Raw genomic sequence first — 23026 nt, 5'->3', positions numbered from 1 at the left:
ATCCGATTCACCTAGCGTGGCACATGAAGGCATCTTAGCCGCGATGGCGCGGCGGGAGAACCTTCGAGGGAGAGCGCAATGACCGACCAAGCCTTTGCCCAGGCCGATCCGGACTGGGTCGAGCTGATCAGCCTGGCCCGTGAGTGGTTCAATGGCCCACTCGGCCAACTGATGCTCAAGGAAGAAGACCAACTGCTGGAGGAAGAGCTGGGGCGCTTTTTTGGCGGTTACCTGGTGCATTACGGGCCCTGCGCCGAAGCACCGCCCCAGGCACCCCAGGTGCAGCGCAATGTGCGCCTTGGTGCGCCGTTGCCTGGGGTTGAAATTGTCTGCGAGGAACAGGCCTGGCCGCTGAGCGAGCATGCTGCCGACGTGGTGGTGCTGCAGCATGGCCTGGACTTCTGCCTGTCCCCGCATGGCCTGCTGCGCGAGGCAGCCAGTGCCGTGCGCCCGGGTGGGCACTTGCTGATCGTGGGCATCAACCCGTGGAGCAGTTGGGGCATGCGCCATTTCTTCAGCCATGGCGCCTTGCGCAAGGCGCGCTGCATCTCGCCGTCGCGGGTTGGCGACTGGCTCAACCTGCTGGGCTTCGCGCTGGAGAAACGCCGCTTCGGGTGCTATCGTCCGCCGCTTGCCTCACCGGCCTGGCAGCAGCGCCTGCAAGGCTGGGAGCGGCTGGCCGGCGGCTGGCAAGGTGCCGGTGGTGGGGTCTACCTGCTGGTGGCGCGCAAGATGGTGGTAGGGCTGCGGCCCCTGCGTCAGCAGCGTCGCGAGCCCATGGGCAAGCTGCTGCCGCTGCCGCTGGCCAAGGTCAACCGCACGGCAGCCAACCCTGAAACTGACAAGCACTGAATTCAAGAGTGGTACATGAGCGATAGCGTCGAAATGTTTACCGATGGTGCCTGCAAGGGCAACCCTGGCCCGGGTGGCTGGGGGGTGCTGATGATCTACAAGGGCGTCGAGAAGGAACTGTGGGGCGGCGAACGTGAAACTACCAACAACCGCATGGAGCTGATGGCGGCGATCCAGGGGCTGATGTCGCTCAAGCGTGAATGCGAAGTCGTGCTGACCACCGACTCGCAATATGTGATGAAGGGCATCAACGAGTGGATGGTCAACTGGAAGAAGCGCGGCTGGAAAACCGCGGCCAAGGAGCCGGTAAAAAACGCCGACCTGTGGCAACTGCTCGATGAGCAGGTCAACCGCCACAAGGTCACCTGGAAGTGGGTACGCGGGCACATCGGCCACCCCGGCAACGAACGGGCCGACCAGTTGGCCAACCGTGGGGTCGATGAGGTGCGCGCCCAGCGTTGAGCTGGGGTACAATCGCCGCTTTGTAACTGATGCAAGTTGGAGCACCCGGCGTGGAGCAGCAGCAAGATAAACGGTACGTGATTCTCGATACCGAGACCACGGGTATGCCGGTTGGCGAAGGTCACCGGATCATCGAAATCGGCTGTGTCGAGGTGATCGGCCGGCGGCTGACCGGGCGGCATTTCCATGTCTACCTGCAGCCGGACCGCGAAAGTGACGAGGGGGCGATCAACGTCCACGGCATCACCGACGCGTTTCTGGTCGGCAAGCCGCGCTTCGCCGATGTGGCCGATGAGTTCTTCGAGTTCATCCAGGGCGCCACGCTGGTCATCCACAACGCGGCGTTCGACGTAGGCTTCATCAACAACGAATTCGCCTTGCTGGGCCAGCAGCATCGCGCGGACGTGTCGCAGTACTGCACCGTTCTCGACACCTTGCTGCTGGCGCGTTCGCGCCACCCGGGGCAGCGCAACAGCCTCGATGCGCTGTGCAAACGCTACGATATCGACAACTCGGGCCGTGAGCTGCACGGCGCACTGCTCGACTCGGAACTGCTGGCCGACGTCTACCTGGCGATGACCGGTGGCCAGACCAGCCTGTCGCTGGCCGGTCATGGGGCGGATGCCGAGGGTGACGGGGAGGTTGGCGGCGGCAGCGAAATCCGCCGGATCACCGGGCGAGCGCCGGGGCGCGTGATCATGGCCAATGCCCAAGAGCTAGAAGCGCATGCCGAGCGGTTGGCAGCCATAGCCAAATCGGCAGGCGGGCCTTCGATGTGGCAGGTGCTGACCGAGTCAGCTGCCGGCTGATTGTGGCTATCTGTCTTGCTGCTGCCGGTCATCCATCACCGGCCATGCGCCACGGCTTGCTTCACGGAATGCGAATGAGCTCGACACCGCTGCGGGCCAGCTCGAAGCGGTTTTCACCCAGGTAATTGACCTTGTCGCCGATGGCCAGGCGGTAGGTTGTGATGGGGGCGCCCAGTGTGCTGCCGTCAAGTTGCAGGGTCGACTCCTGGAACTCGTGCACGGGGTAGATGCGGCCTTCGGCGTCACGGGCGTGGAATTGGCCGACCATTACTGCTGCCATTTGGGTGGAAACCTCTGAAATACGTAGGAAATGTCTGTAGTCATAGACCGTGCAGGAGGGCTGGAAGTTTTCGCGTCGATGAAAAAAAACCAAAGCGGCGAGAAACGGTCATCTATAACTACAACGTCCTTTAACCCGTATAGGTAGGAAATTGCCATGAGCCAGGTGTATTCGGTTGCGGTTGTTGTCGGTAGCTTGCGCAAGGAGTCCTACAACCGTAAGGTCGCCCGCGCGCTTGCGGAGCTGGCGTCGTCCAGTCTTGCCCTGAAAATCGTCGAAATTGGCGATCTGCCGCTGTACAACGAGGATGTCGAGGCCGAAGGCGCTCCTCAGTCCTGGACACGGTTTCGCGAGGAGATCCGCCGTAGCGATGCCGTGCTGTTCGTCACCCCTGAATACAACCGCTCGGTCCCCGGCTGCCTGAAGAACGCCATTGACGTTGGCTCGCGGCCTTACGGGCACAGTGCCTGGAGCGGCAAGCCCACTGCGGTGGTGAGCGTTTCGCCAGGGGCTATCGGCGGCTTTGGTGCCAACCATGCCGTGCGCCAGGCGCTGGTATTTCTGGACATGCCGTGCATGCAGATGCCCGAAGCCTACATTGGCGGTGCCGCCAACCTGTTCGACGAGTCGGGCAAGCTCAACGACAAGACCCGGCCATTCCTGCAGGCCTTCATCGACAAGTTTGCTTCATGGGTGAAGCTGAACCGGTCGGTCTGAACCGCCAACCCACTCGTGGGATGCCCCTTGCCGCAGTGGCCTGGCCCGCTGCTGCAAGGGGCGCCATGCGTTAGCGGAAGCTGTAGGAAACCCCGGCGTATACGCTAAAGCCCTCGCCCGGGGTGGAGCGCGCATTGTCATTACCGGCATCGTTGTAGGCGGGCGTCACCGTCGCTGCATAACGCTGGTTGGTGAGGTTGCGCAGGTCCAGCCAGGTTTGCCAGTCCTGGCGGGGTGAATCCCAACCGATACGCGCGCCGAGCAGGGCATATTCATCAGCGTGGTAGCTGTTGGCGTAGTCCACCTGAACCTTGGATGCCAGCTGGGTAATCACCCCGGCATGGAAACCGTTCGGCCAGTCGTAGCGCAGCTCGGCCTGGTAATAGTGCATGGGGATGCCAGGCAGGCGATTGTCACCGAACGCCTCGTCATCGCGGTAGTGGAAATCACTGAATGTATAGGCCTGGCGCAGGCTCAACTTGCCCGTGCCTGCGCGTTCCCACAAGGTGCTGACGAGGCCGGCTTCCACACCTTGGTGCACTGTGGCGCTGGCATTGAACTCGGAGGTGAAGTTCGGCACCACTTCCACGGCGAGCAGTTCGTGGCGCACCTGTGCGTAGTACCAGGCCAGGTCCCAGCGGCCGATGGCCGAATCGCCACGTGCGCCCACTTCCAGGGTGGTTGCAGTCTGGTTCTGCATTTTGATCGGCTGGATCTGTTTGCCGCCAGTACTCGGTGCGCTCCAGATCAGCGACCAGGGGTGTGGCGGCTCGACCGAACGGCTGAGGTTACCATACACCTGCAGGTCCGGCCGAAGGTCGTAGCGCAGCCCACACGGGGGGCGTAATCCCAGTCATGCATGCTCACTTTGCCGCCCTCGGCAGGGTAGGTGACGTCGCTTTCACGCCGGGTGTAAATCATGGCCAGGCCGGTGGTCAGCCACAGGTTGGGCACCAGTTCCAGGTCATTGCCGGCATGCAGCACGGTATCGGAGCCCTGGTAGGTGAAGTCCCGCGTCCTTGCACCGAACACGTCGCCAGTGCGGGCGAACTGCGAGGCGCCGCTGTTTGGCAGGTGTTTGGTGGTGCGCCAGCCGAGGGTGGTCTTGCTCTCGTGGCCGTACAGGCTGTCGCGGCGCGAATAGTTGAGCGTGCCGCTGACGTCGGTATAGGCCACCTTCAGGCGCATCGGCCCTTCGCGCAGGTCCATGGGGTAGTCGTGGTAGACCAGGCCGGCTTCCACCCGCGCGTCATCGTCGAGGTAGAAGGTAGTCTTGTTGCCTACCCAGGTGCTGCCAGGTTGCGGGCGGCTATCGTCACGGGCCAGGTAGGCCGGGTTGGCCGCCCGAGGGTGGTGTTTGATCTGGTCCTTGGTCAGGCGCCCGGCCAGTTCGTTCTCGGTTTCCCGGTAGCGCAGGTAGAAGCGCGTTTCGAGGTTGGGGTTGAAGCGGTAGCCGACATTGGCAGCCACGCCCTTGGCACTGCCGCTGCTGTGAGCCTGGTAACCGTCGTATTCGGCATCGGTCAACGCGACGTAGTAGTCGAGGTCGCCCAGCACCTGGCCCGAGCTGATATGCCGATGCTGGTAGCCGCGGCTGCCCACCTCGTAGCGCACCTGCAGCGGTGCAGCGTCATAGCCGGTGTGGGTGACGTAGTTGATCGCGCCACCCAGTGCCAGCGCGCCCTGATCGAAGCCGTTGGCGCCGCGCAACACTTCCGCGCGGCTTAGCCACAAGGGTTCGAACAGCTCGTAGGGGGTGCCCCCCGGGCCGGTCAATGGCAGCCCGTCGAACATCGTGTAGATGCCAGAGCCATGTGCCCCCGGGGCACGATTGAGGCCTGAGCCGCGGATCGACAACTTGATCCCGTCGTTGCCTGCCGATTGTGCGAACACACCGGGCTGGTAGGCCAGCACGTCCTGGTTGCTGGCCACCCGGCCTTGGCCGACGCGTTGCATGTCCACCAGGTTGCTGGCGCCCGGTATTTCGCGCAGGCGCTGGGTGGCGGCCGTCAGTTCGGTCTGCTCCTCGTCGGTGATCAGCACCTGGTCGAGCTCGACCGAGGGTGCCGCCACGACGGGCTGGGTGGCGCCCATGGCAGCCAGCAGGCCCAGGCAGGATGACAGGGGCATAACGCGACGCATTGTACGACTCCAGGCGAAAAGCGAATGGACAACGGCGTTGAGACGAGCGAAATGCCGCCGGGAGCACGAAGAAAAGCACTCATTTTCCCGCTGCTTTCGTCAGACGCTTTTGTACGAAAGTTCTTTACAAGCGGCGGCGATGGAGGCTGCCGCCCGGGCTTCGTAAGGTGAACGCAGATCGGCAAGCGTGCCGTGCTCACTCACCCGTGGAGTTCAAACATGACCGACAACGCTCGACATTCGCAGCACCCTCTGGCGGACGCCCCGGTGCGCCTGACACCACGTGAACAGCAGGTGCTGCTGTGGTGCGCCTATGGCAAGAGTTCCTGGGAAATCGGGCAGATCCTGGCGTGCAAGGAGTCGACCGTGAATTTCCACGTGTCCAACATCCTGCGCAAATTCGATGTGCCCACCCGGGTAGCTGCAGTGATCAAGGCTATTCGTTACGGCATGCTGGCCGAGCAATGAGGAGGTGACGCATGAGTACCGATCGCCTACCACGCATTGCCGATAGCCACGACCCGTTCTGGCCGCGGGTGGACTTGGGCAGGTTGCATGAACGGCTGAAGCTGCAGCAGCCAGTCAGTGATGCGGCGCTGGAGGTGGCCGCGCGCTGTGCCGTGATTGCCGCGGCAAGCGAGTTCGCCCGCTGGCGAGCGGCACTGCGTGAGCGGGGCTACCAACGCCTCGAGGACGTGGCCGGGCATGACCATGGGCGCGCCTTGCACGTGTGTTACACCCGTTTTGTCGAAGCCGCGATCCTGCATACCTTGGGTTCCGCGCCTTGCCTTGCAGGACCGCGACGAGGGCTGAAACATGCCTGAACAATGGTTCTGCGACCACTTGGGTTCAATCCTGGCGCAGATGCTGGGGGTGGATGGCAATGTGTTGTTCGCCGCGTTGCTGGGGGCGTTGCTGGTCAGTGCCGCACGCGACCGGTTGATCACCAACACCGCCAAGCGGCTGACACTGGCCAAGAAACTCTTGCTGGTGTTCGTCACCGTAGGCGTGGGCCATTTGTTCGAGCCGCTGATTTCGGAGTCGGTGCCCTTGCTGTCACGTGGCATGGCCGGTTTTGTGGCAGCGGTAATCGTCATTCCGGTCAGCCTGAAGGTCATGGTGCTGGTCGACACCCTCGACCCGCGTGAACTGATCCAGCGCTGGCGTAAGCGGGGTTAACCCGCCAGCTCGCTCAACCGCTGTTCCAGTTGCCGGATTCGCTGCTTGTCTTCGATGAACAGCAAGATGGCTTGGCGGTCGCTGGGGGACAAGGTGCGCAGGCGCTCGAGCACATCGGCTTCCCAACCCGTCAGGCCCCGGCTTGCCGGGGCCTGCTCGCCATGGCCGAGCAGAAGCCAGTCCAGCGAGCAGGCATGTTGCCTGGCGATCTCGATGCAAAGGGAATAGGGAATGCTATCGCGCACCTTCCAGCTGCTGAGCGTCTGCGGGCTCACCGACAGTGCGCGCGAAAGATCGGCGTCGGACTGCGCGCCAGTTAGAAGCTTGAGCCGCGTGAGCACCGCAGCCAGTACGTGAGTACTCATAACAAATATCCATGACTGGTTTAATGATATTCCATGGGCTTAAACTACTCGTTATGAATACAGCCCTGCGTTTTAAGGAGCATTTCTGCAATGAGAAACACCAAACTGAAGAATAGTCCCGATTTTGTGGCCAATACTGACACACTCCGGCGAGCATTCTCACTGAAGTTGCACCTGAACAGTGCTTGCAGGTACTTGCCGTGAGTACTTACAAGCTTGTCTGCCCGCACTGCCACAGCAGGATGCGCATCCGCACCAGTGAAGGTCGCCATATTTTCCTGCGCATTGCTTATTTGCAATGCACAACCGAGGCCTGTGGCTGGTCGGTACGTGCCGAATTCGAAATGACCCATGAACTGTCGCCCAGCGGCATGCCCAACCCGGAAGTCTACCTGCCTTCAGCCAATGGTGATTTGCGCAAGGCGGCCCTGCCGGGCGCAGGGCTGGGTAGCCGTGGTGAATGAGCTGGCATGCTCAGCGACCTAAAACACGCACATAAAAAAACACCCCGCATCAGCGGGGTGTTTTCATTGCCAGGGCAATCAGCCGATCAGTTGCAGGCCGGCTTGCTGGACCATTTCCAGCAGGGGTTGCGGGTACACACCCAGTACGAAAGCAAGAATGGCGATGGCCAGCAGCATGACGCCACCGGTGCGCTGCTCCCACTTCAGCGGTGCGTCGTGGCGACGCAGGTTCGGCTCGACCAGGTACAGGGTGACCATGACACGCAGGTAGTAGTACACGCCGATGGCGCTGCCGATCACCAGGGCACCAACCAGCCACCACAGGTGCGACTCGACACCGGTGGCGATGATGTAGAACTTGCCGATGAAACCGGCGGTCAGCGGGATGCCCGCCAGCGACAGCATCATCACGGTCAGCACTGCAGTCAGGTACGGGCGGCGCCAGAACAGGCCGCGGTATTCGTACAGGGCATCGGCGTCACGGCCGCCATAGGGCGAGGACATCAGGGTGATGACCCCGAAGGCGCCCAGGCTGGTGATCACGTAGGTGACCAGGTACACGCCCATGGCTTCCAGGGCCAGGCCCTTGCTGGCGATCAGGGCGATGAGCAGGTAACCGAAGTGGGCGATGGACGAGTAACCGAGCAGGCGCTTGAGGTTGCTCTGGGTCAGCGCCAGCAGGTTACCGACCAGGATGGAGGCAACGGCGATGACCGCCAGTACGGTGCTCAGCACGCCGCTGCTGGCAGCAGGGGAGAGCATGAACAGGCGCACGACCACGGCGAACACCGCGACCTTGCTGGCGGTTGCCAGGAATGCGGCAACCGGCGCCGGGGCGCCTTCGTACACGTCCGGGGTCCACAGGTGGAAAGGTACCAGCGACAGCTTGAAGGCCAGGCCGACCAGCATCATGCCCAGGCCCAGTTGGGCCACCAGGCTTGGCATGCTGGTAGCCGCCAGGGCCTTGCCGATCTGGTCGAAGCTCAGGCTGCCGGCGTCGGCGTACAGCAAGGCCATGCCGAACAGCAGGAACGCTGAACCGGCGGCCGACAGCACCATGTACTTGATACCGGCTTCCAGCGAGCGCTTGTTGAAGAACGCATAGGCCACCAGGCCGTAGACCGGCACCGACAGCAGCTCCAGGCCGATGAACAGCCCCGCCAGGTGGTTGGCGCTGACCAGCACCAGGCCACCGAGTGCCGACATCAGCAGCAGCAGGTAGAGCTCTTCACGGTTGCCCGGGAAGCCTTTGGAGCCTTCGCCCAGGTAGGCGTGGGCCAGGGTGACGCAAGCCAGCGTGGCCACCAGGATGATCGCCATGTACAGGCAGGCGAACTTGTCGATGGTCAGCAGCGGGGTGACCGCCAACGGTGCCACCTTCAGCACCGGCAGGATCGACAGCAGCGCCAGGTTCAGGCCCACGGTGGACAGCAGGAAGGTTTGCGAGTGGTTGCGCTTCCAGGCGATCGCCAGCATCACCACCACCGTGGTGATGGTGGTGATCAGCATCGGCGCCAATGCGATGAAGTGTTGAGTGGTGAATTCCATAGCGCTCTTACCGGGCCGAAGCGAGTTGAGTGAAAGCGGAGCCGAGCCACTGCTGCACACCACTCATGGTGGCGGCAGAGGTGTCGAGGAATGGCTGCGGATACACGCCCAGCAGGATCAGCAGGACCGCCAGGCCCAGCACCATGATCAGCTCGCGACCGTCCATGCCGGCCAGTACGGTGTCGCTCTTGGCCGGGCCGAAGTAGGCGCGGTGGATCATGATCAGCGAGTACACCGAGCCAAATACCAGGCCGGTGGTGGCGATCACGGTGATCCACGGTACATGCACGAAGCTGCCGAGCAGGATCAGGAACTCGCCGACGAAGTTGCCGGTGCCGGGCAGGCCCAGCGAGGCAGCGGCGAAGAACAGGCTGATGGCGGGCAGGTAGGCGATACGCTGCCACAGGCCGCCCATCTGGCGCATGTCACGGGTGTGCAGGCGCTCGTACAGCTGGCCCGACAGGATGAACAGCGCGGCAGCCGACAGGCCGTGGGCCAGCATCTGGATTACCGCGCCTTGCAGGGCCTGCTGGCTGCCGGAGTAGATACCGATCAGCACGAAGCCCATGTGCGAGACGCTGGAGAAGGCGATCAGGCGCTTGATGTCGGTTTGCGCGAAAGCCAGGAACGCACCGTAGAAGATGCCGATCAGGCCCAGGGTCATGGCAATCGGCGCGAACTCGGCCGAGGCGTTCGGGAACAGCGGCAGGGCGAAGCGCAGCAGGCCATAGGCCGCAGTCTTCAGCAGGATACCGGCCAGGTCCACGGAACCTGCAGTGGGCGCCTGGGCGTGAGCGTCAGGCAACCAGGAGTGGAACGGCACCACCGGCAGCTTCACCGCAAAGGCGATGAAGAAGCCCAGCATCAGCAGGTATTCCACGCCCGCAGGCAACTGGGCCTTGAGCAGGTCGCTGTAGTTGAAGGTGAGCACGCCGGTGGTGTTGTAGTTGACCAGGACCAGGCCAAGGATCGCCACCAGCATGATCAGGCCGCTGGCCTGGGTGAAGATGAAGAACTTGGTCGCCGCGTAGATCCGGGTCTTCTTGCCATCTGCCGAGCTGTGACCCCAGAGCGCGATGAGGAAGTACATCGGCACCAGCATCATTTCCCAGAAGAAGAAGAACAGGAACAGGTCCAGTGCCAGGAACACACCGACCACGCCGCCCAGGATCCACATCAGGTTGAGGTGGAAGAAGCCGACGTGACGCTGGATTTCTTTCCACGAGCACAGGACCGACAGCACACCGAGCAGGCCGGTAAGCAGGATCATCAGCAGCGAGAGGCCATCGAGGGCCAGGTGGATGCTGATGCCGAAGCGCTGGATCCACTGGACTTTGTATTCCAGGGCCCAGGCCGGTTCGGCGCCAGGTGCGGGGGCGAGGGTGTAATCGCCGTGAGCCCACAGCCACAGGCCGATGCCTAGCAGCAGGGACATGGTCAGCAGCGCGATCCAGCGCGGCAGGGTGGCGCCGAAGCGCTCACCCAGCCAGCACAGGAAGCCGCCGATGAAGGGGATCAGGATCAGCCAAGGCAAAATCATGACGGGTTCGTTTCCTTTTGCAGGGTCGCAAGGTTCGCAAAGTTCATGGTCATACCGCAGCCACTACCACAGCGCCGAGTACCAGCACTGCGCCAACGGCGATCGAGGCGGTGTACCAGCGCAGTTGGCCTGTCTCGGTCTTGCTCATGGCGACGTGGCCGCCGCGAGCCAGGCGAGGGATGAGGGCAATGCCGCGGTCAACCGGATCCTTGCGCAGCATGTGGCTGATCAGCAGGTAAGGTTTGACGAACAGCTTGTCGTAGATCCAGTCGAAGCCCCAGGCAGCGAACCACCAGGCCGAAAGCACGCGGCCGATGCTGCTGTTGGCCACCGCACTGACGAAGCTGCGCTTGCCCAGGAACAGCAGGGCTGCCAGCAGGATACCGGCAATGGCGATCGACCCCGAGGTGATTTCCAGCGCGTGCTTGGCGGCGCCACCGGCATGGCCGGCGCTTTCAGGCAGCACGCCGGCCAGCGGTGGGGTGATCCAGGCACCGATGAAGGTCGACAGCACGATCAGTACGCCCAGCGGCAGCCAGTGGCTGATGCCGTGGCCGGCATGCGCTTCGGTCTTGGCTTCGCCGTGGAAGGCGATGAAGATCAGGCGGAAGGTGTACAGCGAGGTCATGAACGCGCCCACCAGGCCGGCGTACAGCAGGCCGGTGTTGCCGCTGGCGAAGGCTTCCCAGAGGATCTCGTCCTTGGAGTAGAAGCCTACCGTCACGATCGGTAGGGCGGCCAGGGCCGCGCCACCGACCACGAAGCTGGCATAGGCCAGGGGCAGTTTCTTCCACAGGCCGCCCATCTTGAAGATGTTCTGCTCGTGGTGGCAGGCAACGATCACCGCACCGGAGGCCAGGAACAGCAGTGCCTTGAAGAACGCGTGGGTCATCAGGTGGAAGATCGCCGCGTCCCAGGCACCGACGCCCAAGGCCAGGAACATGTAGCCGATCTGGCTCATGGTCGAGTAGGCGAGGATACGCTTGATGTCGGTTTGCACCAGCGCAGCGAAGCCGGCCAGTACAAGGGTCACGCCACCGACCACGCCTACCAGGTGCAGGATGTCGGGTGCCAGCAGGAACAGGCCGTTGGTACGGGCGATCAGGTACACGCCCGCAGTCACCATGGTCGCGGCGTGGATCAGTGCCGAAACCGGGGTCGGGCCGGCCATCGCGTCCGCCAGCCAGGTCTGCAGTGGCAGCTGGGCCGATTTACCCACCGCACCGCCCAGCAGCATCAGCGTTGCCAGCACCATCCAGGTGTCGCCCGCCTGGAATTTCTGCGGTGCCAGCACCAGCAGCTCCTGCACGTTCAAGGTACCCAGCTGGGCGAACAGGATGAACAGGCCGATGGCCATGAACACGTCGCCGATGCGGGTGACGATGAATGCCTTGAGCGCGGCATTACCGTTGTTGCGGTTGCTGTAGTAGAAGCCGATCAACAGGTACGAGCACAGGCCCACGCCTTCCCAGCCGAAGTAGATGAACAGCAGGTTATCGCCAAGGATCAGGAACAGCATGCTGGCGATGAACAGGTTGGTGTACGAGAAGAAGCGCGAGTAGCCGGCTTCGCCACGCATGTACCAGGAGGCGAACAGGTGGATCAGGAAGCCGACACCGGTGACCACGCCGAGCATGGTGACCGACAGGCCGTCCAGGTACAGGGTGAAGTTCGGCGCGAAGCCGTCCACCGACATCCACTGCCACAGCAACTGGCTGTAAGCGCCGCCTTCAGGTGGGGCGACGTTGAATTGCCAGATGACGTAGGCGGCCGTGGCCGCCGACAGGCCTACCGAGCCGACGCCGATCAGCGCGGACAGGTTCTCCGAGAACCGTCCGCGCGAGAACGACAGCAGCAGGAAGCCGATGAGGGGAAAGACGAAAGTCAGGAAGAGAAGGTTCATCCGCGCATCTCACTGGCAGCATCGATGTCGAGAGTGTGGAACCGGCGGTACAGCTGCAGCAGGATGGCCAGGCCAATGCTGGCCTCGGCAGCTGCCAGGCTGATCACCAGAATGAACATCACCTGGCCGTCGGGCTGGACCCAACGGGCCCCGGCGACGACGAACGCCAGGGCAGAGGCGTTCATCATGACTTCCAGGCTCATGAGCACGAAGAGGATGTTGCGGCGGACCATCAGGCCAACCAGACCTAAGCAGAACAGGATGCCGGCGACTGCCAGGCCATGTTCGAGAGGGATAGCACCCATGATTTACTCCTTCGCCTCGTTGCGGCCTAGGTGGAAGGCGGTCACAGCTGCCGCCAGCAGCAGCATCGACGCCAGTTCGACCACCAGCAGGTAGGGGCCGAACAGGCTGACCCCCACGGCTTTCGGGCCCACGGTGGTACCGCTGATGCCGGCGCCGCTCGGGGTGACGAACAGCACGTACAGCAGCTCTGCCAGCAGCAGGGCGCCAAGGATGACCGGCCCGGCCCAGATGCCGGGCTTGAGCCAGCCGCGCTCCTGGGCCACCGAAGCCGGCCCGAGGTTGAGCATCATCACCACGAACACGAACAGCACCATGATGGCGCCGGCGTAGGCGATCACTTCCAGGGCACCGGCGAACGGCGCACCCAGGGAGAAGAAGATCATGGCCACGGAAATCAGCGAAATGATCAGGTAAAGCAAGGCGTGCACGGGGTTGGTGCCGGTCACCACCCGAAGGGTGGACACCACGGCGATCCCGGATGCGAAGTAGAAAGCGAATTCCATCTTTCTGTCCTTATGGGAGCAAGCTCTTCACGTTGATCGGCTCGGCTTCGTTCTGTGCAGCGCCTTTCGGCTTGCCAGCGATGGCCATACCCGCAACACGGTAGAAGTTGTAGTCAGGGTTCTTGCCGGGGCCGGAGATCAGCAGATCTTCTTTCTCGTACACCAGGTCCTGACGCTTGAACTCGGCCATTTCGAAATCCGGAGTCAGCTGGATCGCGGTGGTCGGGCACGCTTCTTCACACAGGCCGCAGAAGATGCAGCGCGAGAAGTTGATGCGGAAGAACTCCGGGTACCAGCGGCCGTCCTCGGTTTCGGCTTTCTGCAGCGAGATGCAGCCGACCGGGCAGGCCACCGCGCAGAGGTTGCACGCTACGCAGCGCTCCTCGCCGTCGGGGTCGCGGGTGAGCACGATGCGGCCGCGGTAGCGCGGCGGCAGGTACACGGGCTCTTCGGGGTACTGCAGGGTGTCGCGTTTGCGAAACCCGTGGGAGAACACCATGGCCAGGCTGCGCAGCTGGGTGCCGGTGCCCTTAACGATGTCGCCGATATACTTGAACATGGGTCAAATCCTCACTGGGCCGCGACGGCTGGCGTGTTGTAGAGCACGAGCGCAGCGGTCACCAGCAAATTGATCAGGGTCAGCGGCAGGCAGAACTTCCAGCTGAAGTCCATCACCTGGTCATAGCGTGGGCGCGGGATCGAGGCGCGCAGCAGGATGAACAGCATGATGAAGAACGCGGTCTTCAATGCGAACCACAGGAACGGCAGTTGCGGCAGGATGCCGAACGGGCCGTGCCAGCCGCCGAAGAACAGGGTTACCAGCAGCGCCGAGATGAGGATGATGCCGATGTACTCACCGACGAAGAACATGCCCCACTTCATGCCGGCATACTCGATGTGGTAGCCGTCGGCCAGTTCCTGTTCCGCTTCCGGCTGGTCGAACGGGTGACGGTGAGTCACGGCCACGCCAGCGATGAAGAAGGTGCAGAAGCCGAAGAACTGCGGAATGATGAACCACAGGTTCTGCGCCTGGTACTCGACGATGTCGCGCATGTTGAACGAGCCCACCTGCACCACCACGCCCATCAGCGCCAGGCCCAGGAACACTTCGTACGACACGGTCTGGGCCGACGCCCGCAAGCTGCCCAGCAGGGCGTACTTGTTGTTCGACGACCAGCCGGCAAACAGCACCGCGTAGACCGACAGGCCGGCCATGGCGAAGAAGAACAGCAGGCCGATGTTCAGGTCGGCGACGCCCCAGCCCGGGGTGATCGGGATGATCGAGAAGCCAATCAGCAGGGCGCTCATGGCCACGACTGGCGCCAGGGTGAAGATCATCTTGTCGACGAAGGGCGGGTTCCAGTCTTCCTTGAAGAACATCTTCAGCATGTCGGCTGCGATCTGGAACATGCCGAACGGGCCGACACGGTTCGGACCGTAGCGGTCCTGCCACCAGCCCAGCAAGCGGCGTTCGACGAAGCTGAGCAGCGCGCCGCAGACCACCACGGCCAACAGCACCACGATAGCCTTGACGACCTGGATGATCACATCGATCACTTCGGGGGTGAACCAGCTCATTGTGCTGCCTCCTGCAGACCTTCGACGGGTGCACCGAAGATGGCAGGCGGAATGCCGGCCAGGCCTTTCGGCAGCGCGACCAGGCCAGCGCCCAGCTCTTCATTGATACGCAGCGGCAGGCGCAGGGCCACACCGGCAACGGTCAGGCTCAGCAGCGCACCTTCGTTGACGCCCAGGCGGTCGGCCTCGGACTTGGCCAGGGCCACGTAGGCCGCCGGAATACGCTGTTGCACCGGGGCGGCGCGCGAGGAACTTTCTTCGCTGCCGAACAGGTGGAAGAACGGTACGGCAGTCCAGGTGCCACGGGCCGGGTTGAAGGCGCCCGGAATGGCGCTGAACCAGTTCAGGCGGTCGCCTTGCGACTCGATCAGGCGCACGCCCGGGTCACCAGCACGCAGGTGGCCACCGACCTCGTCCTGGAACTTGTTCCAGGCTTGTGGCGAGTTCCAGCCCGGCGACCAGGCGAACGGCACCTGCTGGCGCGGTTCGGCCGAGCCCGAGTAGCCTTCCATGGAGAAGGCGAACGCGGTGTCCTTGTCTTGCGGGGTACGTGGCTCGTGCACGCTGATGTTAGCGCGCATGGCGGTACGGCCGGAGTAGCGCAGCGGCTCGCGGGCCAGCTTCATGCCCTTGATGCGGAACGCGGCGCTTGGCGCGGCATTGACGATGCCGGCCAGTTGCGGCGCGGCAGCCGCACAGGCGCTGGTGACGTGGTCCAGTTGCGTCCAGTCGACCGGCTTGTTCAGCAGGGTGGCACGCAGGGCGTGCATCCAGCGCCAGCCTTCGTGGATCTGGATGCTGCTGTCCAGGTACTGCGGGTCGAACACCTGGAAGAAGCGCTGGGCACGGCCTTCCTGGCTGACCAGGGTACCGTCGCCTTCGGCGAACGAGGCGGCCGGCAACACCAGGTGGGCGCGGTCGACCGTCGAGGTTTTCGAGTGGTCGGCGACGATCACCACTTTGGCGGCCGCCAGGGCTGCGTTGACCTTGGCAGCCGCTACGCGGGCGTACAGGTCGTTTTCCAGCACCACGATCGCATCGGCTTTGCCGCTGATGACGGCGTCCAGCGCGGCATCTACCGACTCGCCACCGAGCATGGCCAGGCCGATGCTGTTCGCCTCTGGCACCACCAGGCTCAGGGAGCCGTTTTTCTCGCGCAGCTTCAGGGCCTTGGCGATGTTGGCGGCGGCTTCGATCAGGGCCGGGTCGGCCAGCGAAGTGCCCGCTACCACCAATGGGCGCTTGGCGGCCACCAGGGCGTCGGCGATGCGCTGGGCCAGGGCTTTGGCTTCGGCGTCCAGGCCTTCGACGGCCGGGGCGCTCGGGTCGATGGCGTGGGCCACGGCGAAGCCCAGGCGGGCCAGGTCGGCGGGGGCTGCGTGCACGCACTCTTCAGCCACGTCGTCCAGCTTGGTTTGCGCCAGCGAAGCGATGAACAGCGGGTACAGCGCGTGCTGGCCGATGTTCTTCACGGCAGCGTCGAGCCAAGGCTGCACCTTCATCGCTTCGGCCATGGCCTCGGCCTTGCCCTTGGTCGCCTGGCGCACAGCCAGGGCGACGCGGGCAGCGGTCTGGGTCAGGTCTTCACCCAGCACGAACACGGCGTCGTGGTCTTCGATGTCGCGCAGGGTCGGCACCGGCAGCGGGCTGTTGTTCAGCACGTCCAGGGCCAGGCGCACCCGGGCCAGCTCGCCAGCTTCCATGCCCGAGTAGAAGTACTCGGCACCGACCAGCTCACGCAGGCCGTAGTTGCTTTCGAGGCTGGCGCGTGGCGAACCGATACCGACGATGGTGCGGCCGCGCAGCAGGTCGGCGGCCTTGTCCAGGGCGGCGTCCAGACCCAGCTTGGTGCCGTCGGCTAGTTGTGGCTGGCGCGGGCGGTCCGTGCGGTTGACGTAACCGTAGCCAAAGCGGCCGCGGTCGCACAGGAAGTACTGGTTCACCGAACCGTTGAAGCGGTTTTCGATACGGCGCAGCTCGCCGTAGCGCTCGCCCGGGCTGATGTTGCAGCCGCTGGAGCAGCCATGGCAGATGCTCGGGGCAAACTGCATGTCCCACTTGCGGTTGTAGCGCTCGGAGTGGGTCTTGTCGGTGAACACGCCCGTTGGGCAGACTTCGGTCAGGTTGCCGGAGAACTCGCTTTCCAGCACGCCGTCTTCGACGCGACCGAAGTACACGTTGTCGTGGGCGCCGTAGACACCCAGGTCGGTCCCGCCGGCGTAGTCCTTGTAGTAGCGCACGCAGCGGTAGCAGGCGATGCAGCGGTTCATCTCATGGGCGATGAACGGGCCGAGGTCCTGGTTCTGGTGGGTACGCTTGGTGAAACGGTAGCGGCGCTCGTTGTGGCCGGTCATTACCGTCATGTCCTGCAGGTGGCAGTGACCGCCTTCCTCGCACACCGGGCAGTCGTGCGGGTGGTTGGTCATCAGCCATTCGACGACGCTGGCGCGGAACGCCTTGGACTCTTCATCGTCGATGGAGATCCAGGTGCCGTCGGAAGCAGGGGTCATGCAGGACATGACGATACGACCACGGGTGTCGTTCTCGTCGGTGTACTGCTTGACCGCGCACTGCCGGCAGGCACCCACGCTACCAAGCGCGGGGTGCCAGCAGAAATAAGGGATGTCGAGGCCGAGTGACAGACACGCCTGTAACAGGTTGTCAGCACCGTTGACTTCGAGCGCTTTGCCGTCTACGTGGATAGTGGCCATTGTTCAAAGTTCTTCGTTGGCCCGCGTGAGCGGGCGTGGCTAATGGAAATCGGTGAGCCTGCGGCACGCCACGAGTCATTCGGGCCTGCCGGCGGGCTGGCGGGTGGCACGGACCACCCGCGTTCTATCTTCTTATGCGCCGACCACAATCGGCTTCGCCAGGTTCGGGCGCAGGGTGCCAGCGCTTTCAGGCGCCACACCGGCCTCGAACTCCGAGCGGAAGTACTTGATGGCACTGCCCAATGGCTCGACGGCACCCGGTGCGTGAGCACAGAAGGTACGGCCTGGGCCAAGGAAGTTGACCAGCCCCAGCAGCGTCTCGATGTCTTCGGCGCGGCCCTGGCCGTTTTCCAGTGCGCGGAGCATTTTCACGCTCCACGGCAGGCCGTCACGGCAAGGGGTGCACCAGCCACACGACTCGCGGGCGAAGAACTCTTCCATGTTGCGCAGCAGCGACACCATGTTGACGCTGTCGTCGACCGCCATGGCCAGGCCCGTACCCATGCGGGTGCCGACTTTGGCGATGCCACCGGCGTACATCTGCGCGTCGAGGTGCTCGGGCAGCAGGAAGCCGGTACCGGCGCCGCCTGGCTGCCAGCACTTGAGCTTGAAGCCGTCACGCATGCCACCGGCGTAGTCCTCGAACAGCTCGCGGGCGGTAACGCCGAACGGCAGTTCCCACAGGCCCGGGTTCTTGACCTTGCCGGAAAAGCCCATCAGCTTGGTGCCGTGGTCTTCGCTGCCTTCACGGGCCAGCGACTTGTACCAGTCGTTGCCGTTGGCGACGATGGCTGGCACGTTGCACAGGGTTTCGACGTTGTTCACGCAGGTCGGTTTGCCCCATACACCCACCGCAGCAGGGAAGGGCGGCTTGGAGCGCGGGTTGGCGCGGCGGCCTTCCAGCGAGTTGATCAGCGCGGTTTCTTCACCGCAGATGTAGCGCCCGGCACCGGTGTGCACGAACAGCTCGAAATCGAAACCGCTGCCCAGGATGTTCTTGCCCAAAAGGCCTGCGGCCTTGGCTTCATCGATGGCGCGGTTGAGGTTCTTCGCGGCGGTGGTGTATTCGCCGCGCAGGAAGATGTAGCCGCGGTAGGCCTTCAGGGCGCGGGCGCTGATCAGCATGCCCTCCACCAGCAGATGGGGCTGTTGCTCCATCAGCATGCGGTCCTTCCAGGTGTTGGGCTCCATTTCGTCCGCGTTGCACAGCAAGTAGCGGATGTTCATGGATTCGTCTTTGGGCATCAGGCCCCACTTCACCCCGGTGGGGAAGCCGGCGCCACCACGGCCCTTGAGGCCGGAGTCCTTGACGCTTTGCACGATTTCGTCGGCGGACATGTCTGCCAGCGCCTTGCGCGCGGCGGCGTAGCCGTTCTTCGATTCATACTCGGCCAGCCATACCGGTTCGCCGTCGTCACGCAGGCGCCAGGTCAGCGGGTGGGTTTCGGCCGTGCGCGCGATGCGGTTGGCCGGGCCGAAGGAAGTAATGGTCATACGTAACCCTCCAGCAGTTTGGAAACGCCAGCCGGCTGCACGTCACCGAAGGTGTCGTCGTCGATCATCAGCGCCGGGGCTTTGTCGCAGTTGCCCAGGCAGCATACCGGCAGCAGGGTGAAGCGGCCGTCTGCGGTAGTCTGGCCAAGGCCGATGCCCAGTTCGCTCTGGATCTGGCTGACCACCGATTCGTGGCCGCCGATGTAGCAGACCATGCTGTCGCACACGCGGATGATGTGGCGGCCGACTGGCTGGCGGAAAATCTGGCTGTAGAAGGTGGCTACACCTTCGACGTCGCTGGCCGGAATGCCCAGCACTTCGCCGATGGCGTGAATGGCGCCGTCCGGCACCCAGCCGCGTTCCTTCTGAACGATCTTCAAGGCTTCGATGGACGCCGCGCGCGGGTCCTCGTAGTGATGCATTTCGTGCTCGATGGCCGAGCGCTCGGTTTCGCTCAGGGCGAAACGGTCTGTCTGGATAAGCGTGCTGTTCATGCTTAGCGGTCCACGTCAGCCATAACGAAGTCGATACTGCCCAGGTACGCAATGAGGTCGGCGACCATGCTGCCTTTGATCACCGAAGGGATCTGCTGCAGGTGCGGGTAGCTCGGGGTACGGATCCGGGTGCGGTAGCTCATGGTGCCGCCATCGCTCGTCAGGTAGTAACTGTTGATGCCCTTGGTCGCCTCGATCATCTGGAACGACTCGTTGGCCGGCATCACCGGGCCCCACGAGACTTGCAGGAAGTGCGTGATCAGGGTTTCGATGTGCTGCAGGGTGCGCTCTTTCGGCGGCGGCGTGGTCAGCGGGTGATCCGCCTTGTACGGGCCTTCCGGCATGTTGCGCAGGCACTGGTCGATGATGCGGATACTCTGGCGCATCTCCTCGACGCGGACCATGCAGCGATCGTAGGCATCGCCGTTGTGGGCCAGCGGTACTTCGAACTCGAAGTTCTCGTAGCCGGAGTAAGGGCGGGCTTTGCGCAGGTCGAAGTCGCAACCGGTGGCGCGCAGGCCCGCACCGGTGGTGCCCCAGGCCAGTGCTTCCTTGGTGTTGTAGGCAGCGACGCCGATGGTACGGCCTTTGAGGATGCTGTTCTGCAAGGCCGCCTTGGTGTACTCGTCGAGGCGCTTGGGCAGCCATTCGACGAAGTCCTTGACCAGCTTGTCCCAGCCGCGCGGCAGGTCGTGGGCGACGCCACCGATGCGGTACCAGGCCGGGTGCAGGCGGAAACCGGTGATCGCCTCGATCACGGTGTAGGCGCGCTGGCGGTCGGTGAAGGTGAAGAACACCGGGGTCATGGCACCCACGTCCTGAATATAGGTGCCCAGGAACAGCAGGTGGCTGGTGATGCGGAAGAACTCGGCGAGCATGATGCGGATCACGTCGACCTTCTGCGGCACCTGGATGCCGGCCAGCTTCTCCACCGCGAGCACGTACGGCAGGTTGTTCATCACCCCGCCGAGGTAGTCGATACGGTCGGTGTAGGGGATGAAGCTGTGCCAGGACTGGCGCTCGGCCATTTTCTCGGCGCCACGGTGGTGGTAGCCGATGTCCGGTACGCAGTCGACGATCTCTTCACCGTCCAGCTGCAGCACGATGCGGAATGCACCGTGCGCCGAAGGGTGGTTGGGGCCGAGGTTGAGGAACATGTAGTCCTCGTTGGCGCCCTGACGCTTCATGCCCCAGGCTTCGGGGTTGAAGCGCGCCGATTCCTCTTCGAGCTGCTGCTTGGCCAGGGTCAGGCTGTACGGGTCGAACTCGGTGGCACGGGCCGGGTAGTCCTTGCGCAGCGGGTGGCCTTCCCAGGTGGGGGGCATCATGATGCGGCTGAGGTGCGGGTGGCCGGCAAAGTCGATGCCAAACATGTCCCAGACTTCGCGCTCGTACCAGTTGGCGTTCGGCCAGATGCTGGTCACCGATGGCAGGTTGAGGTCGCCTTCGCTGAGCGACACCTTGATCATCACGTCGCTGTTACGCTCGATCGACAGCAGGTGGTAGAACACGCTGAAGTCGGCGGCTGGCAGGCCGCGGCGCTGGGTACGCAGGCGTTCGTCGACGCCGTGCAGGTCGTACAGCATGCTGTACGGCTTGGCCACGCCACGCAGGAAGCTCAACACTTCCTTGAGTTGGGCGCGCTTGACCCACAGCACGGGCATGCCGGTGCGGGTTTCCTGGGCGACGAATGCTTCGGCGCCAAAACGGTTGTGCAGTTCGACGACCACATCCTGGTCGTCAGCCTTGTAGGGCGGAATGAAAATAGCGTTGTCCGCTGTCATGGTCTCGGTCGCTTTGGGTCAACGTTAAGAATGAAGCCAGGCCGCCGGCTCCATGGGGAGCGGGCGGCAGGTCGCTGGATCAGACTTCGTCGGGGCTGCGCAGGTTGGTTACGGCAATGCGCTGCTCACGACGCAAGTCTTTCTGGGCTGGCATCTCGGCACGGTAAATACCTTGATCACCAACAACCCAGGAAAGCGGGCGTCGTTCTTGGCCGATCGACTCCTGCAGCAGCATCAAGCCTTGCAGGAAAGCCTCAGGGCGTGGCGGGCAGCCAGGCACATAGACGTCCACGGGGAGGAACTTGTCGACCCCCTGAACGACCGAGTAGATGTCGTACATGCCACCGGAGTTGGCGCACGACCCCATGGAGATCACCCACTTGGGCTCGAGCATCTGCTCGTACAGGCGCTGGATGATCGGCGCCATTTTCACGAAGCAGGTACCGGCAATGACCATGAAGTCGGCCTGACGCGGCGAGGCCCGGATGACTTCGGCGCCGAAGCGGGCGATGTCGTGGGGGGCCGTGAAGGCCGTGGTCATTTCCACGTAGCAGCAGGACAGGCCGAAGTTGTACGGCCACAGTGAGTTCTTGCGACCCCAGTTGACCGCGCCACGCAGCACATCTTCGAGCTTGCCCATGAAGATGTTCTTGTGGACCTGGTCCTCCAGCAGTTGATCAGTGACGGTTTCCCGTTCACCGACCGGGTACTGCTCGTTGGGCGCATCCGGATCGATTCTGGTGAGATTGTATTGCATGCCAAAGCCTCATTGTTTCAGCTTCGCTTGCCGCTTGCGGCGACCTTCGGGAGCCCAATCAAGTGCCCCGACGCGCCATAGGTAGACAAGACCTGCCAACAGAATTGCTATGAAAACGAGTGCTTCGACGAACCCGGTCCAGCCGCTTTCGCGGACGGACACAGACCATGCAAAGAGAAAGAGGGCTTCGATATCGAAGATCACGAACAGCATCGCGACCAGATAGAATTTGGCGGACAGGCGCAGGCGGGCGCTGCCGACGGGCAGCATGCCGGATTCGAAGGGTTCGTTCTTGGCGCGGCCCCATGCCTTGCTACCGAGCAGGCTGGACAGGCCGAGCATGAAGGCGCACAGGCCGACGACACCCAGGAGGAAGATGGCAAAGCCCCAGTTGTGGGCGATGAGTCCTGCCGAATCGGACATGCTAGAAATCCTTATACAGAGACCCAGCTCTGCAGTCTGAAAAAAGTGTAGAGCGGCGACCTGGTGTCGCACATGCAGTGACCAAATGTCGCAGCTGAATCAATCGCGCTGATTTTATGGGTAAACCTGGTGCAAGTAAAATTTCTGTAGCAAATTTATCCGTAGGATTTAGTGCAACAGCAGCGCGTAAATGGCTGAAAGCCTTGAAATTCGGGCATTGCGTGCGCTTTTGTTAATTATGTTTCTTGCGAGTGGTAACGAATTACAAGTTTCGTAATGATAATTAATATCATTTGGCCTGGTGCCATTTAACTGGGCTGTTCTGAGCCTTGTAAAGTTCATCTGGCGAGTCCCCCTACTTGTAAATGCGAAAGGGCCGTGTTCTAGCAGCTTTGCGCGGCGGTTGCACCGCTCTGGGTCAATACTTTAGTGGTTGGGTCATGACTGGCTGATGAAGCGGCCGGCCAGTGCTGCCCTGGGTGCGGTGCTGCCACAAGCATAGACGTGATTGTGGGGTTTGTTGGGCTGGCGTGGGTCGCGTGAGGGCTGCCATTTGTATGGCGAAAGGAATGCAGCGCCTGTGAAACCGAGCGCCGCCCGCGCGCGACCGCCTTGTTTGTACGTCGCCATATCGAGGCGTGCGCCAAAGCGTTCGCGCGCAAATCCCACAGGCATAATTGGCCCGAAACAAACGTAGGAGCGAGCGCAGCTCGCG

24 protein-coding genes and 1 pseudogene are annotated in these 23026 nt (G+C 63.0%); 8 read left to right on the top strand and 17 right to left on the bottom strand.

All coding sequences use genetic code 11. The features are described from left to right. Window positions 1-78 precede the first annotated feature (78 nt). The 3 genes from B3361_RS02045 to dnaQ are packed head-to-tail and all read left to right on the top strand — an operon-like array spanning window position 79 to window position 2123. Complete coding sequence (locus B3361_RS02045) at window positions 79-852, top strand: class I SAM-dependent methyltransferase (RefSeq protein ID WP_029886643.1); 774 nt, start codon at window positions 79-81, stop codon at window positions 850-852. Between the two features lie 15 nt (window positions 853-867). Beyond that, the gene (rnhA, locus tag B3361_RS02040) at window positions 868-1314 is read left to right on the top strand and encodes a ribonuclease HI (protein WP_029886642.1); all 447 of its coding nucleotides are present in this window, start codon (window positions 868-870) and stop codon (window positions 1312-1314) included. A 50-nt stretch (window positions 1315-1364) separates the two neighbouring features. Next, on the top strand, window positions 1365-2123 hold the full coding sequence (gene dnaQ / locus B3361_RS02035; protein ID WP_054904805.1) for a DNA polymerase III subunit epsilon: 759 nt from the start codon (window positions 1365-1367) through the stop codon (window positions 2121-2123). A gap of 61 nt (window positions 2124-2184) precedes the next feature. Here dnaQ and B3361_RS02030 read toward each other — a convergent pair whose 3' ends face one another. Beyond that, the gene (locus tag B3361_RS02030) at window positions 2185-2403 is read right to left on the bottom strand and encodes a hypothetical protein (RefSeq protein WP_009686408.1); all 219 of its coding nucleotides are present in this window, start codon (window positions 2401-2403) and stop codon (window positions 2185-2187) included. A gap of 156 nt (window positions 2404-2559) precedes the next feature. Between B3361_RS02030 and B3361_RS02025 the strand changes: the two genes are divergently transcribed. Continuing rightward, window positions 2560-3120: an NADPH-dependent FMN reductase gene (locus B3361_RS02025; RefSeq protein ID WP_054904804.1), complete on the top strand. Its 561-nt coding sequence runs from the start codon at window positions 2560-2562 to the stop codon at window positions 3118-3120. Between the two features lie 70 nt (window positions 3121-3190). Here the strand turns inward: B3361_RS02025 and B3361_RS02020 are convergent. Continuing rightward, a pseudogene (locus tag B3361_RS02020) lies at window positions 3191-5262 on the bottom strand (TonB-dependent receptor family protein). 219 nt (window positions 5263-5481) lie between these two features. Here B3361_RS02020 and B3361_RS02015 point away from each other — a divergent pair. Genes B3361_RS02015 through B3361_RS02005 form a run of 3 tightly spaced genes read left to right on the top strand, consistent with a single transcriptional unit; the run spans window position 5482 to window position 6441 of the window. Further along, complete coding sequence (locus B3361_RS02015; RefSeq protein ID WP_009686412.1) at window positions 5482-5730, top strand: helix-turn-helix domain-containing protein; 249 nt, start codon at window positions 5482-5484, stop codon at window positions 5728-5730. Window positions 5731-5741: 11 nt separating this feature from the next. Further along, the gene (locus B3361_RS02010) at window positions 5742-6086 is read left to right on the top strand and encodes a head completion/stabilization protein (protein WP_009686413.1); all 345 of its coding nucleotides are present in this window, start codon (window positions 5742-5744) and stop codon (window positions 6084-6086) included. Further along, window positions 6079-6441, top strand: coding sequence for a hypothetical protein (locus tag B3361_RS02005; RefSeq protein ID WP_054904802.1), 363 nt, complete (start codon window positions 6079-6081; stop codon window positions 6439-6441). Before B3361_RS02010 ends, B3361_RS02005 begins: the two co-directional genes overlap by 8 nt. Here the strand turns inward: B3361_RS02005 and B3361_RS02000 are convergent. Next, on the bottom strand, window positions 6438-6806 hold the full coding sequence (locus B3361_RS02000) for a helix-turn-helix domain-containing protein (protein ID WP_029886636.1): 369 nt from the start codon (window positions 6804-6806) through the stop codon (window positions 6438-6440). The two genes, B3361_RS02005 and B3361_RS02000, sit on opposite strands and share 4 nt — an antisense overlap. Window positions 6807-7006: 200 nt before the next feature. Between B3361_RS02000 and B3361_RS01995 the strand changes: the two genes are divergently transcribed. Then, a complete protein-coding gene (locus B3361_RS01995; RefSeq protein WP_054904827.1) occupies window positions 7007-7270 on the top strand; it encodes an ogr/Delta-like zinc finger family protein in 264 nt (87 codons plus the stop codon). Between the two features lie 78 nt (window positions 7271-7348). On the opposite strand, the gene nuoN is transcribed toward B3361_RS01995, so the two are convergent. The 14 genes from nuoN to B3361_RS01925 form a co-directional block, all read right to left on the bottom strand. Beyond that, window positions 7349-8818, bottom strand: a complete 1470-nt coding sequence (gene nuoN / locus B3361_RS01990; RefSeq protein WP_009686417.1) for an NADH-quinone oxidoreductase subunit NuoN — start codon at window positions 8816-8818, stop codon at window positions 7349-7351. 7 nt (window positions 8819-8825) lie between these two features. Continuing rightward, complete coding sequence (gene nuoM, locus B3361_RS01985; RefSeq protein ID WP_054904801.1) at window positions 8826-10358, bottom strand: NADH-quinone oxidoreductase subunit M; 1533 nt, start codon at window positions 10356-10358, stop codon at window positions 8826-8828. A gap of 49 nt (window positions 10359-10407) precedes the next feature. After that, complete coding sequence (gene nuoL / locus B3361_RS01980; protein ID WP_054904800.1) at window positions 10408-12261, bottom strand: NADH-quinone oxidoreductase subunit L; 1854 nt, start codon at window positions 12259-12261, stop codon at window positions 10408-10410. Then, window positions 12258-12566, bottom strand: a complete 309-nt coding sequence (gene nuoK, locus B3361_RS01975) for an NADH-quinone oxidoreductase subunit NuoK (RefSeq protein ID WP_003251446.1) — start codon at window positions 12564-12566, stop codon at window positions 12258-12260. The genes nuoL and nuoK overlap by 4 nt, the downstream gene beginning before the upstream one ends. Before the next feature lie 3 nt (window positions 12567-12569). Continuing rightward, window positions 12570-13070 carry an NADH-quinone oxidoreductase subunit J gene (gene nuoJ / locus B3361_RS01970; RefSeq protein WP_009686420.1) on the bottom strand — a complete coding sequence of 167 codons (501 nt, stop codon included), beginning with the start codon at window positions 13068-13070 and terminating at the stop codon, window positions 12570-12572. A gap of 10 nt (window positions 13071-13080) precedes the next feature. After that, on the bottom strand, window positions 13081-13629 hold the full coding sequence (gene nuoI / locus B3361_RS01965) for an NADH-quinone oxidoreductase subunit NuoI (RefSeq protein WP_016488223.1): 549 nt from the start codon (window positions 13627-13629) through the stop codon (window positions 13081-13083). Window positions 13630-13640: 11 nt separating this feature from the next. Beyond that, window positions 13641-14648, bottom strand: coding sequence for an NADH-quinone oxidoreductase subunit NuoH (gene nuoH / locus B3361_RS01960; protein ID WP_029886631.1), 1008 nt, complete (start codon window positions 14646-14648; stop codon window positions 13641-13643). Further along, complete coding sequence (nuoG, locus tag B3361_RS01955) at window positions 14645-17359, bottom strand: NADH-quinone oxidoreductase subunit NuoG (RefSeq protein WP_154211272.1); 2715 nt, start codon at window positions 17357-17359, stop codon at window positions 14645-14647. The genes nuoH and nuoG overlap by 4 nt, the downstream gene beginning before the upstream one ends. A gap of 132 nt (window positions 17360-17491) precedes the next feature. After that, window positions 17492-18853, bottom strand: coding sequence for an NADH-quinone oxidoreductase subunit NuoF (gene nuoF / locus B3361_RS01950; RefSeq protein WP_054904798.1), 1362 nt, complete (start codon window positions 18851-18853; stop codon window positions 17492-17494). Further along, window positions 18850-19347: an NADH-quinone oxidoreductase subunit NuoE gene (gene nuoE / locus B3361_RS01945; protein WP_003251433.1), complete on the bottom strand. Its 498-nt coding sequence runs from the start codon at window positions 19345-19347 to the stop codon at window positions 18850-18852. Before nuoE ends, nuoF begins: the two co-directional genes overlap by 4 nt. 2 nt (window positions 19348-19349) lie before the next feature. After that, a complete protein-coding gene (nuoC, locus tag B3361_RS01940) occupies window positions 19350-21131 on the bottom strand; it encodes an NADH-quinone oxidoreductase subunit C/D (RefSeq protein WP_009686425.1) in 1782 nt (593 codons plus the stop codon). A gap of 79 nt (window positions 21132-21210) precedes the next feature. Beyond that, window positions 21211-21888, bottom strand: a complete 678-nt coding sequence (locus tag B3361_RS01935; RefSeq protein WP_003251429.1) for a NuoB/complex I 20 kDa subunit family protein — start codon at window positions 21886-21888, stop codon at window positions 21211-21213. Between the two features lie 9 nt (window positions 21889-21897). Continuing rightward, entirely contained in the window at window positions 21898-22311 is a 414-nt protein-coding gene (locus B3361_RS01930) for an NADH-quinone oxidoreductase subunit A (RefSeq protein WP_003251427.1), read from the bottom strand. Between the two features lie 438 nt (window positions 22312-22749). Beyond that, the coding region (locus B3361_RS01925; protein ID WP_286920050.1) for a hypothetical protein at window positions 22750-23026 on the bottom strand (277 nt) is incomplete at its 5' end.

This window comes from Pseudomonas sp. UBA6699 (assembly GCF_002454615.1).
GTDB classification, from domain to species: Bacteria; Pseudomonadota; Gammaproteobacteria; order Pseudomonadales; family Pseudomonadaceae; genus Aquipseudomonas; species Aquipseudomonas juntendi.
This window is presented reverse-complemented; position numbering and strand designations above follow the sequence as displayed.

Coding starts and splice junctions, on each gene's coding strand:
- B3361_RS02045 (WP_029886643.1), top strand. CDS start 79: ATGACCGACCAAGCCTTTGCCCAGGCCGATCCGGACTGGGTCGAGCTG.
- rnhA (WP_029886642.1), top strand. CDS start 868: ATGAGCGATAGCGTCGAAATGTTTACCGATGGTGCCTGCAAGGGCAAC.
- B3361_RS02030 (WP_009686408.1), bottom strand. CDS start 2,403: ATGGCAGCAGTAATGGTCGGCCAATTCCACGCCCGTGACGCCGAAGGC.
- B3361_RS02025 (WP_054904804.1), top strand. CDS start 2,560: ATGAGCCAGGTGTATTCGGTTGCGGTTGTTGTCGGTAGCTTGCGCAAG.
- B3361_RS02015 (WP_009686412.1), top strand. CDS start 5,482: ATGACCGACAACGCTCGACATTCGCAGCACCCTCTGGCGGACGCCCCG.
- B3361_RS02010 (WP_009686413.1), top strand. CDS start 5,742: ATGAGTACCGATCGCCTACCACGCATTGCCGATAGCCACGACCCGTTC.
- B3361_RS02005 (WP_054904802.1), top strand. CDS start 6,079: ATGCCTGAACAATGGTTCTGCGACCACTTGGGTTCAATCCTGGCGCAG.
- B3361_RS02000 (WP_029886636.1), bottom strand. CDS start 6,806: ATGAGTACTCACGTACTGGCTGCGGTGCTCACGCGGCTCAAGCTTCTA.
- nuoN (WP_009686417.1), bottom strand. CDS start 8,818: ATGGAATTCACCACTCAACACTTCATCGCATTGGCGCCGATGCTGATC.
- nuoM (WP_054904801.1), bottom strand. CDS start 10,358: ATGATTTTGCCTTGGCTGATCCTGATCCCCTTCATCGGCGGCTTCCTG.
- nuoL (WP_054904800.1), bottom strand. CDS start 12,261: ATGAACCTTCTCTTCCTGACTTTCGTCTTTCCCCTCATCGGCTTCCTG.
- nuoK (WP_003251446.1), bottom strand. CDS start 12,566: ATGGGTGCTATCCCTCTCGAACATGGCCTGGCAGTCGCCGGCATCCTG.
- nuoJ (WP_009686420.1), bottom strand. CDS start 13,070: ATGGAATTCGCTTTCTACTTCGCATCCGGGATCGCCGTGGTGTCCACC.
- nuoI (WP_016488223.1), bottom strand. CDS start 13,629: ATGTTCAAGTATATCGGCGACATCGTTAAGGGCACCGGCACCCAGCTG.
- nuoH (WP_029886631.1), bottom strand. CDS start 14,648: ATGAGCTGGTTCACCCCCGAAGTGATCGATGTGATCATCCAGGTCGTC.
- nuoG (WP_154211272.1), bottom strand. CDS start 17,359: ATGGCCACTATCCACGTAGACGGCAAAGCGCTCGAAGTCAACGGTGCT.
- nuoF (WP_054904798.1), bottom strand. CDS start 18,853: ATGACCATTACTTCCTTCGGCCCGGCCAACCGCATCGCGCGCACGGCC.
- nuoE (WP_003251433.1), bottom strand. CDS start 19,347: ATGAACAGCACGCTTATCCAGACAGACCGTTTCGCCCTGAGCGAAACC.
- nuoC (WP_009686425.1), bottom strand. CDS start 21,131: ATGACAGCGGACAACGCTATTTTCATTCCGCCCTACAAGGCTGACGAC.
- B3361_RS01935 (WP_003251429.1), bottom strand. CDS start 21,888: ATGCAATACAATCTCACCAGAATCGATCCGGATGCGCCCAACGAGCAG.
- B3361_RS01930 (WP_003251427.1), bottom strand. CDS start 22,311: ATGTCCGATTCGGCAGGACTCATCGCCCACAACTGGGGCTTTGCCATC.